Below are 11718 nucleotides of genomic sequence, written 5' to 3' on the forward strand. Positions count from 1 at the left end.
GTTACTCCGCCACGCTGTTTATTGTGCACTGCATCATTTTATTCGTACCGGTTGATACGTCGCAAAACAATGGCCGTGTACCCCTTCAGTTCCCTTAGAGCGAACAAAAGATGGCGACGTTCCGAAATCTGCCGTGATCACCTAACGGTTTGAGAAGACAGGTAAAATGTCAGGCATGCGGCGAAATCATGGCAGTTGGCACGTGCTGCCATAATTTTAATCAGCAACAATGTCGGGCGGATGACTGAGGCCGAAATCGCCTTTCGCGAAGTATAAAGCAAAACAAAGCTGCAGGATGCCCTTCCAGGCGAAGGGTGGCCAAACCCTCACCGCTCGCGGCTACTCCTATGGGACGCCTCAAGCCTTTGATTTCATAGACTTCTCGGCGGGATGCCCGTCAACGGCAGACGGCAACGCCAGGCGGGATGGGGCCTCTCATCCCGCCTGGCGTGACAAAAGTCGCGGTCGGGGCCTCAGCCCCGAGCGCATGCTTTTTGGGCAACAGGCCTCAGGCCGGAATCCTGACGACAACCTCGGCAACTTCGCCGTCCTTCAGCTCGACTGCCGAAGCCTTGGTCTTTGCCCCATTCACCTCCAGCGACACGGCCTTGGCCTTATTGTCGCGGATGACACGAACCTTGAGTTCCGCCCCCAGCATTTTGAGATTTGCCGAGTACCCATCCCAGTGGCTTGGCAGCTTCGGCTTGAACTGGACACGCTTGCCGCGCCGTTCGATGCCCAGAATGCCTTCGACCGCAGCCCTGTAGAGCCAGCCGGCAGAGCCGGTGTACCAGGTCCAGCCGCCACGGCCGCCCTTGCCGTTGCCGGCATTGTCGTCCCCGGCATAGATGTCGGCCGCCACGACATAGGGCTCGACTCGATAGTGCTCGGCCGTGGCCTCGTCGGTCGCGTGGTTGACGGGATTCAGCATCGAGAAACAACGATAAGCCTCGTCGACCTGCCCCATCTCGGCAAGCGCGATGACGAACCATGTGGCGGCGTGGGTGTACTGGCCGCCATTCTCGCGCACGCCAGGCGGATAGCTCTTGATGTAACCGGGGTCCTTTTCCGTCTTCGAGAATGGCGGCGTGAACAGCTTGACGATCTTCAGCTTGTCGTCGACGAGCAGCTTCGTTGCTTGCTCCATGGCGGTGGTCGACCGTGCCGGGTCGCCCTCTCCCGAAAGCACGCTCCAGGACTGGGCGATCGAGTCGATCTTGCACTCCTGCGAGTTGCGAGACCCCAAAGGCGTGCCGTCGTCGAAACTGCCGCGCCGGTACCATTCGCCGTCCCATGCGGTGCTCTCAAGCGCCCGCTTCAGAACATCGGCATGCTTTGCCCAGGCCTGTGCTCGCTTGGCATCACCCTCGGTCTTGGCGACGGGCGCGAAATCGCCCAGCGTCTTCAGCAGGAACCAGCCGAGCCAGACGCTCTCGCCCTTGCCGTGCTCGCCGACGCGGTTCATGCCGTCGTTCCAGTCGCCGCCGAGGATCAGCGGCAGGCCCGCGGGGCTGCTGCGCTTGATGGCGAGATCGAGCGCACGCGCGCAATGGTCGTAGAGCGTCGCTGTCTTCTTCGAGATTTCCGGGGTGAAGAAGGCATCGTGCTCGCCCTCGCCCAGCGGCTGTCCATCGATGAAGGCCAATTGCTCCTTGAGGATGGAGGCATCGCCGGTGACCAGCAAATAGCGCGCCGTAGCGTGGGCAAGCCAGACCACGTCGTCGGAGATCAACGTGCGTACGCCAGCACCCGTGCGCGGCAGCCACCAGTGCTGCACGTCGCCTTCGGGGAACTGCCGCCGCGCCGCGTTGAGGATCTGGTCGCGCGCCAGCTGCGGGTCATGTGCCAGCAGCGCCAGCGTATCCTGCAACTGGTCGCGGAAGCCGAAGGCGCCGCTGGCCTGATAAAAGGCCGAGCGGGCGCGGATGCGGCAGGCCAGGCTTTGATAGGGAAGCCAGTGGTTGACCATGGCGTCGAGCGCCTTGTCGGGCGTCTCGACCTGGATGGTGTCGAGGAAGCCGCGCCATTCGCGCTCATTGTCGGCCAATCGCTGGTCGAAGTCCTTGGCCCGATGCTCCTGCACCAGCGCGCTCGCCTCCTCGACCGACTCGGCGTCGCCGAGCAGCCAGAGCAGCGTCACGTCGCCGCCTGCCGGGATCTCGACGTCGCGGGCAATCGCCGCGCACGGATCGTCGCCGGCCTCGACACGGCCAGACAGCGCCGCACCGCTCAGCACCGCCTGCGGTAGCTCGCTGGAGCCATGCCGGCCCAGGAACTCCGATCGGTCTGTCGTCACCGAATGGACGCCGCCGTCGGCCGCCAGGAACGCAACCCGCTCGCCGAAATCCAGCCCGTAGGGGTTTTGTGCGAGCAGCGCCCCACTGGCGGCATCCCGCGACGGGACGATGGTTGCCGCAGTGCGCGACCGATGCCCGCCGAGCACCCATTCGGCATAGGCATAGACACGCAGCCGCGCCGGCACCGAGCCGGAATTCTGGATGCGCAGCCGCGAGATTTTCAGGGAATCGACCGGATCGACGACATGGGTAAGGTCCATCGACAACGGTCCGCGCTTCGAGCGGAAGGTCGAGAAACCCTGGCCGTGCCAGGCCTCGTAGGTCATCGAGGGATCGCGCACCATGGCGGCGAGCGGCGAGAATGCCTTGCCGCTGGCCTGATCGTAGATATAGAGGCCCTCGCCCGGGCGGTTCGAGACCGGATCATTCGACCACGGCGTCAATTGGTAGTCGCGGCTGTTTCGGCTCCAGGTGAAGGCTGCGCCCTCGGCGGAGGTGTGGAACCCGAACGAGGCGTTGGAGACGACGTTGATCCACGGCTGCGGCGTCGTGCGCCGCCCGGCCAGGCGCACGACATAGTGCCGTCCGTCGCCGTCGAAACCGCCAAAGCCGTTCCATTGGCTGAGTCCGCTGCCATCGGCGCTGACATTGGCCACCGCCTGCGAGGCAGGAGTATGCGTCGTGGGTGTCGGCGACGGCAATTCACGCGGAATCGGCAACGTTGCCAGAGCATCCCGCGCCTGCAGGGCCGCCGCCTCGGCGCGCTCGATCTGGTCGAAGATGGTGCCGTTGCGCGTGTGCAGGACGACGCGGGCGACGGCGAGCAGCGTCTTGTAGGTGGTCTCGTCCATAAGATCGCGGCGCACCGCGAAAATGTGCTGGCGCGGCCCGAGCTCCTTGCCGCGCAGACGGCTGTTTTCGCACAGCGTCTCGACCGCCCGCTGCAGGTCCTGGACATAGGAGGACGCCTGCTCGTTGACGACGACGAAGTCGATCATCATGCCGCGGGTGCGCATATATTCCTGGAACCGCAGCGCCTGGGCGACGATTTCGAGATCGGCGACATCGCCGATCCTGACCAGGAAGATCGGGAAATCGCCGGAAATGCTTGTCGGCCACAGGCTCGACTGCTTGCCCAGCCCCGAGGCGATGGATTCGGCGGGAAGACGCAGGAACGGATCCGGATAGATCAGATAGCGCGCCAGCTTCTGCACATTGGCGGCATCGGTCAGGCTGAGGCCCATATGGCGGGTCTGCACCTGGCTGCGGGTCCAGGCAAGCATGGCCTGGCGGGCAAAGCTCTCCGGATGGTCGAGGCGGGCGATGGCTTCGTCCAGTTCGGCACGGCCGGCGCCGACAACCGTCCAGAAGGTCAGCGATATCTTCTTGTTGGCCGGCACGCGCACCTGGCGGCGCAGCGAGGCGACGGGATCGAGCGTAAAGCCTGAGTGGCCGCCCAGCCTGGCGCCCGGGTCGAAAGCGGCTGCGTCGACGATGGTGCGGCCACGGCCGATGAAGGCGCGCCTGTCGGTCTCGGCCTCGGCGTCGCGCGCCGATCCGGACGGATCGGTGACGAAATGCACCATGGCGATATCGGGCTCGCTGGTCTCGCGCTTGCGCCGCGTGGCGAAGATCGCCGCGTTGTTCGCAGAGATTTCGGTTTCCACGAACATCTTCGAGAAGGCCGGATGCGCGTTGTCGGACGCCTCCAGGCCGAGCACCAGCTCGGCAAAGGAGGTCACTTCGATGTGACGGTCGGACGGACCGTCATTGTAGAGCGTGACCCGACGGCCCTCGCCATTGCCTTCCGAGATGACGATGCATTCGACCTCGGAGCGCAAGGTGCCCACCGATTTGACGAAGCTCGCCTTGTCGTCGGAGAACAAGGTCTGCGCCTTTTCCTCGGCGGCTCGCTTCGGTTCGGCTGTAGCCGACCACCAGTCGCCGGTGCCGGCGTCACGCAGGAAGATGTAGGAGCCGAGCCGGTCCTCGGTCGGATCCGGCTGCCAGCGGGTGACGGAGAGATCGCCCCAGCGGCTGTAGCCCGAGCCGGTCGCGCTGACCATCACCGAATAGCGGCCGTTCGACATGACGTTGGTCGACCGCAGCGACTGCAGCGGATTGAGCACGATGCGGGTGTCGGGGCTGTCGACTTCGGTCTCGTCCTTGGAGCGTTCGTCGGCCTCGGTCCTGACGGTCGCTGTCGGGATGTCGCGCGGCGCCCTCTCCTGCAGCAAGAGTTCGGCCGATTCGATGACCGGATCGCTGTGGAAGCGGTCGCGCATGCGACCTTCGAAGATGGCGTCGGCAACCGCCGCGATCGACATGCCCGAATGGTGGGCCATATAATTCTGGACGACGACATGGTCCGTGCCTTCCGGCACGCGCTGTGGCGTGAAGTCGACGGCATCGTAGTAGCCGTGGCGGCCGAGCGCCCCGATCTCCCGCAATCGGGCGAGATTCAGCACGGCTTCACGCGGATTGAACTGGGCCGCCAGTATGGTGGCGTAAGGCGCGATCACCGTGTTCTGGCCAAGACCGCGCTTCAGCCCGAGGCCTGGAACGCCGAAATTGGTATATTGATAGGTCAGTTCGCGGTCGCGGGCATTGTAGGCGGCCTCCGAAATGCCCCACGGCACGTTCTTCTGGCGGCCATACTGGATCTGGCGCTTGATGATCAGCTTGCTGGTCTGGTTGAGGATCGAGCCCTGCGGCTCCTTCATGACCAGCGGCGGCATCAGATATTCGAACATCGAGCCGGACCAGGACATCAGCGCGCCCTGGAAACCGATTTCGACGATCGGCCGGCCAAGCCTGAACCAGTGCTCGGTCGGCAGATCGCCCTTGGCGATGGCGAACAGGCTGGTCAGCCGTGCTTCGGAAGCCAGAAGGTCGTAGCAGCTTTCGTCGAGCTGGTGTTCCTCGACCCGGTAGCCGATCGACAGCAGCTTGCGCTCCGGCCGCATCAGGAAGGAGAAATCCATCTCGAAGGCATAGCGGCGGGTGCGCTCGCGTAAGGTGAGCAGCTTGGCACGCAGCGCCTCGACGGCATTGTCGTCGCTGTGCGCGTCATGGACGTGCGCTTCGCAGGTGGCTTCCAGCCTTGCCGCCCAGTCGACGATGACGTCGCTTTGGGGCGACACCGCCTCGGTATGGATGGCGGTGGCCAATTTGCGGATCTCGCCGGCCAGCACGGCCAGGTTGATGGTGCGGATCGACGCCATTTCGGGCTGCGCCTTGATGGTGTCGACAGCGCGCCGCATGCCGTCGAGACGGTCGGCGAGGCGCTGGCGCAGCGGGCGCAACTGACGGCGGTCGTCGGGCAGATCATCGAGGCTTTCGCTGAGGATGGTGACCGTGTCGAGAATGCCTTCGAAATCGCCCTGGAGGTGCACGGAGGGCGCCTCGGCCCATTCGGCGCAGGCCGCCGCCACCGCCACCAGATGGCCGGCGAGATTGCCGCTGTCGACAGCCGAGATGTAGAGCGGATAGAGCGGCTTCAGTGTCGTGGTGTCGTACCAGTTGAAGAGGTGACCGCGCTCACGCGGCATGCCCTCGATCGTGGCCATGGTGGCGTCGATGCGGGTGATGGCGTCGGACAGGCTGATCCATCCGAAGTCGCGGGCGGAAACGACGGACAGCAGGTAGACGCCGATATTGGTCGGCGAAGTACGAGGCGCCACCACCGGTGCCGGGCTTTCCTGGAAATTGTCGGGCGGCAGATGGTGATGCTCTGCCGTCACGAAGCTTTCGAAATAATGCCATGTGCGCCGCGCCACCGTGCGCAACGTATGGATATCGGCCTGCGATATGCGCAAGCGATCCTCGGTTTCAGCCGAACGGCTGATCCAGCTGGCGATGGCGGGCGAGCCAATCCAGAACAGCGCGAAGAAGAAGGCAACGAAGGCGCCGGTCGAATCGGCCAGCACCGGAATGGCAAGGCCGACGAAGCCGATGATCACGGCGCCATACATCATGCCGTAATAGGAACCGACATCGTTGTCGCCCGCCTTGTGCGCCTGCGAGGCGGTGCGCCATTCCAAAAGGTTCTGGCGGCTGACGAACAACCGATAGAGCGTGCGCACGATGGCATCGCCCATCATCCAGGCGTTGTGCGCCATCAGGACGATCTTCAGCGCCACCATGGCGGTGCCGAAGGCGACGTCGCGTGCCAGGGCCGAGAAATGGCCGCGTGGCGTCTGGTCGCCGCTCTTGGGCAGGATGGCGTTGACGATGTCGAATGTCGGCGCCATGAACAGGCTGAGGATCAGCAGGGCCTGCCATTGCGCGGCCTGCGTGAAGGGCAGCAGCGTCCAGCCGGCAATCGCCGCCATCACCCAGAAGATCGGCGTCAGCGAGCGGCGCAGATTGTCGATCATCTTCCAGCGCGACAGCGCCGGCACGCCGGAGCGCGGATCGAGCATGAAGCCGAGCAACTGCCAGTCGCCGCGTGCCCAGCGATGGTGGCGCGAGGCGTCGACCGAGTAGCGGGTCGGATAGTCCTCGACCAGTTCGACGTCGGTGACCAGCGCCGAGCGCGCCAGCGCGCCTTCCAGCAGATCGTGGCTGAGGATGGTGTTTTCCTCGATGCGGCCCTGCAGGGCGGCCTCGAAGGCGTCGACGTGATAGAGGCCCTTGCCGGTGAAGGACCCGTCGCCGAAAACGTCCTGATAGAGATCTGACACGGCAAAGACATAAGGGTCGAGGCCGCGATTGGCCGAGAACACCCGCTGGAAGAACGACGCATCATCGCCTGATGTCAGCGACGCGGTGATGCGCGGCTGCAGGATCGCGTAGCCGGCGGTGACGACGCGCTTGCTGGCATCGAAATGCGGCCGGTTGAGCGGGTGGCAGAGCTTGCCTACGAGGGTGGCGACCGCGTCACGGGTGGTGCGCGTGTCGGCATCGAGCGTCATCACGTGGACGACGTTCTCCGGCAGCGGCACGTCGAGCGGCAGGAACGTGGTGTCGCTGTCGCCGCGCAGCAGAAGGTCGAGTTCATGCAGCTTGCCGCGCTTGCGCTCCCAGCCCATCCACGACCCTTGCGCCGCATTGAAGAGCCGGCGCCGGTGCAGGATATAGAAGCGCGGCGCGCCTTCGGAGGGATAGCGTGCGTTGAGACGAGCGATCTCGGCACGCGCGAATTCGAGGATTTCGGTGTCGGCAGCATCGATCTCGGTCTTCGAGTCCGGCCAGTCCGACAGCAGCGCGAAATGGATTTCATCGGCCGTGTTGGCGAGATGATGCACCTCGATATTGCGGATGTTTTCCTCGACATCGTCGCGCGAGCCGATCAGCGACGGAACCACCACCAGCGTGCGCGCCTCGGGCGGCACGCCGTGCCGGTAATCGTAGCCGACGAGGCGCGTCGGTTTCAGGAACAGCGAAACGACCGTGTTGAAGAAGGCGAGCGCGCCCTCGCTGGCCGGCACGGCAAAAAGCGCCAGCATGAGGACGATCGAGGGCACCGACAGGCCGAGATTGGCAAGCGCGTTGCCTGAGAGGACGAGAAGCAGCGCCGTCAGCGCAAACACCGGTACGACGATGCCGAGCCAGCCGGTCTTGCGGAAGGCACGCTTGACTGTCTGGCTGATGGTGGGTCGATAGCCGATCGCCTTCTCCAGCTCGAGCCGGCGTGGGCCGACGAGAAAGAAGCCGACATCGGTGTGGGCGGACCCGGTTAAAACGACGTCGCCGTCGCCATCGCTGGCGGCGTGGCCGGCCAGCTCGATGGCCTTCTCGGCGACGCGATATTCCGAAAGGTTCGAGCGGCGCGCCAATTCCTCGATCGCGGTCCGGTACTGGTCGCGCGAGAAGAAGTCGAGCGCGGCGAAATCGGTACGCTCGCGCAGCACGGTGTCGATGCGGCTGACGCCTTCGAACCACACGGTCCAATCGACGTCGTTGATGAGGCGCAGGCCACGAATGATGTTGCCCGTCGTCACATTGCCGCTGGACAACGTGTGATGTTCGGAAATGATGATTTCCTCGGCATCGGAGCCGGTCTTTTCGAGCTCGCCTTCCAGCCATTCCAGAGCCTTGCCGGCATTCTGCGAGCCATCGCGCAGGCGATAGAGCAGCTGGGTGGCGAAGGTGGTGTCCTGTGCGTGTGCGCTGAAATTGGACAGGATCGACTGCCGGTCGGCGCTGTCGTCGGTGGCCAGGACCTTGTCTGCCACATCGTTGGCGATCTGACGCATCTGACGGGTTCGATTGACCCTGACCGCCAGCCGGCGCAGATTTTCGATCAGCACGAAGCGCAACAGCGAAGGCAGCGCCCAGAGTTCGCCGATCTTCAGCGGCTCGACCGACTGAAAACCCTGGACGATGGACTTGAACATCGTCGCCGAAACGGAACTGTCCGAATGTGCGACATAGGTCCAGGCCAGCGCCAGCGCGCGCGGCACGCTGCCGCCGTCAGGCAGTTTCAAGGTCGGCAGCTGGCGATAGAAGCGGCGCGGCAGGTCGCGCTTGACCTGGAAAATGGTCTCTTCGACCAGGTAATTGTTGTCGAGCAGCCATTGTGCCGCCGGCGTGATCGTCTCGCCCCTCGCCTGCGCCGCATTGGTCGACCGGTAGACTTCCAAAATCTTCTTGGCGCTGTCGCGGATACGGGCCTGAAAATCGAAGGGCGTCAGCCCGAACAGATCTGTGAGGTCGCCTTTCGCCAGGCTTTCACCGAGCAGCCGAAGGCGCTCTTCGGGCAGGTAATTGGAGCGGATCGGCTCTTCGGTGATGGCCGGGAAGCTCGCGCTTGTCTTCTCGATTTGGGCAGGATTCGTCTGAATATTCATTGAAAATTCCGTAAGCGGGCACTGAGCGGCGTCACCGCCACGGCAATGGCCCTAAAACCGGTTCAAATGCAATTGGTTGCATAAACCCCACTTGCCGAAAGTTTGTTTCCGCACCACGACAGGGCGTCGTCTCTCAGCAAAACTCAAAGACAAGCACCCCACTTCCCGCCAGCCAGATCGGCGGAGAGGATTCAGGCTTTTTCGTGATGCCGCCAGCAGCTTACGCTATATTTCGCCGGTACCGCGATCATGTTTGGAAACAAGCGTTAATCGTTGCCGGCGATGGCGCGGATCCGGATCACGTACAGCGTTGCCTCATGGGCGGGTTGGACAAGCAGGCCGGTGCTGACCGGCCCGGACAGCAGCGTGTCGAGCGGCCCGAGGCGAACCGGTTCAGCGGCGGGCACACTGATGTCGCCGTCCAAGCACAGGATGAGCGTTGTGCCGGCTTCAGTCCGGATTTCCACGGGGGCCGAAATCACCAGGCGTTCGACCGAATGCGTCATCCGGCTACGGCGGGTCATGACATTGAGATCGGTGATCGGTCCGCCGATCAGCGCGGCCGAGGTCTGCACGTCGGCCGGGAAAGAAAACAGGGCGGTCGTCCTGTTTATAGATCTCGGCGGGTAGCCGGCAATCTCGAGGACGATGCCCTCGCCTTCGAGCACGGCAAGGGTGCGATCGATGCCGGCGAATTGCGAGAACGGACCGCTCGATTCGACACGCGCCATCGACACGCGCCAGTCGAAATCGTTTAGCCCGGCACCGGGCGGCGAGACGGCGATTTCCGTCGTCACGCCGCCGCCGTTCTTCCACGGCATCGACCGGTATTCGGCTGCCCGCAGGATGCGCATGCCTAGCCCTCCGCTATGGCTACGGGCGTTCGAAACTCGAAAAGCCGATTCCGCGGCTTTTCGCCTGCCTGCGGCCGGACGTTTCTCACCCGAGAATGCCGGGCAGGTTGAGCTGGTGCTCCTTGGCGCATTCGACGGCGATTTCGTAGCCGGCATCGGCGTGGCGCATGACACCGGTCGCCGGGTCGTTCCACAACACCCGCTCCAGGCGCCTGGCGGCTTCGCGCGTGCCGTCGGCGACGATGACCATGCCGGCGTGCTGCGAGAAACCCATGCCGACGCCGCCGCCATGGTGCAGCGACACCCAGGTGGCGCCGGACGCCGTGTTGAGCAATGCGTTGAGCAGCGGCCAGTCGGATACCGCGTCCGATCCGTCCTTCATCGATTCCGTTTCGCGGTTCGGCGAGGCGACCGAGCCGGAATCGAGGTGATCGCGACCGATGACGACAGGCGCCTTCAACTCACCCTTGGCCACCATTTCATTGAAGGCGAGGCCGAGCCGATGCCGGTCGCCAAGGCCGACCCAGCAGATGCGCGCCGGCAGGCCCTGGAAGGCGATGCGCTCGCGTGCCATGTCGAGCCAGTTGTGCAGATGGGTGTTGCCGGGCGTCAGTTCGCGCACCTTGGCGTCGGTCTTGTAGATGTCTTCCGGATCGCCCGACAGAGCTGCCCAGCGGAAGGGGCCGATGCCGCGGCAGAACAGCGGACGGATATAGGCCGGCACGAAGCCGGGGAAGGCAAAGGCGTTCTCGAACCCCTCCTCCTTGGCCACCTGGCGGATGTTGTTGCCATAGTCGAGCGTTGGCACGCCGGCGTTCCAGAACGCCACCATCGCCTCGACATGTTCGCGCATGGAAGCGCGGGCCGCCTTCTCGACCGCCTTGGGGTCGCTGACGCGCTTCTCGCGCCACTCGGCCATCGTCCAGCCCTTCGGCAGATAGCCGTTGATGGGATCATGCGCCGAGGTCTGGTCGGTGACCATATCGGGGCGAATGCCACGCCTGAACATCTCCGGGACGATCTCGGCCGTATTGCCAAGCAGGCCGACCGACTTCGCCTCGCCGGCCTTGGTCCAGCGTTCGATCTTTTCCAGCGCCTCGTCGAGCGTCTCGGCGCGCTCGTCGACGTAGCGGGTGCGCAGGCGAAAATCGATCGAGTCCGGGTTACATTCGATGGCGAGACAGCAGGCGCCGGCCATGACGGCGGCGAGCGGCTGGGCGCCACCCATGCCGCCGAGACCGCCGGTCAGGATCCATTTTCCCTTGAGATTGCCGCCGTAGTGCTGGCGACCGGCCTCGACGAAGGTCTCGTAGGTGCCCTGCACGATGCCTTGCGTGCCGATGTAGATCCACGAGCCGGCCGTCATCTGGCCGTACATCATGAGGCCCTTCTTATCGAGCTCGTTGAACTTTTCCCAATTCGCCCAGTGCGGCACCAAATTGGAGTTGGCGATCAGCACACGCGGGGCGTCCGGATGGGTGCGGAAGACGCCGACCGGCTTGCCCGACTGGACCAGCAAAGTCTCGTCATCGGCCAGCGTCCTCAAGGAGGCGACGATGCGGTCGAAATCGTTCCAGGTGCGCGCCGCCCGGCCGATGCCGCCATAGACGACCAGTTCGTTGGGATTTTCAGCAACATCCGGGTCGAGATTGTTCATCAGCATGCGCAGCGGCGCTTCCGTCAGCCAGGAGCGCGCGCTGATTTCGGTGCCGCGCGGGCTGCGGACTTCGCGGATGTTGTGGCGAGGATTGTTCATGGCGTCACTCCATAAAG

General features: G+C 64.1%; 3 protein-coding genes. All 3 read right to left on the minus strand.

Translation table 11 applies throughout. From position 1 onward, the window contains the following. Positions 1 to 508: 508 nt before the first annotated feature. Positions 509 to 9091, minus strand: coding sequence for a glucoamylase family protein (locus EOC83_RS11085; RefSeq protein WP_063167745.1), 8583 nt, complete (start codon positions 9089 to 9091; stop codon positions 509 to 511). Between the two features lie 266 nt (positions 9092 to 9357). Further along, positions 9358 to 9945 carry a HutD family protein gene (locus tag EOC83_RS11090; protein WP_013532299.1) on the minus strand — a complete coding sequence of 196 codons (588 nt, stop codon included), beginning with the start codon at positions 9943 to 9945 and terminating at the stop codon, positions 9358 to 9360. Between the two features lie 85 nt (positions 9946 to 10030). Beyond that, complete coding sequence (hutU, locus tag EOC83_RS11095) at positions 10031 to 11701, minus strand: urocanate hydratase (protein ID WP_013532300.1); 1671 nt, start codon at positions 11699 to 11701, stop codon at positions 10031 to 10033. Between the last annotated feature and the right edge of the window lie 17 nt (positions 11702 to 11718).

The sequence above is a fragment of the Mesorhizobium sp. Primo-A genome (assembly GCF_003997175.1).
GTDB classification, from domain to species: Bacteria; Pseudomonadota; Alphaproteobacteria; order Rhizobiales; family Rhizobiaceae; genus Mesorhizobium; species Mesorhizobium ciceri.

Coding starts and splice junctions, on each gene's coding strand:
- EOC83_RS11085 (WP_063167745.1), bottom strand. CDS start 9,091: ATGAATATTCAGACGAATCCTGCCCAAATCGAGAAGACAAGCGCGAGC.
- EOC83_RS11090 (WP_013532299.1), bottom strand. CDS start 9,945: ATGCGCATCCTGCGGGCAGCCGAATACCGGTCGATGCCGTGGAAGAAC.
- hutU (WP_013532300.1), bottom strand. CDS start 11,701: ATGAACAATCCTCGCCACAACATCCGCGAAGTCCGCAGCCCGCGCGGC.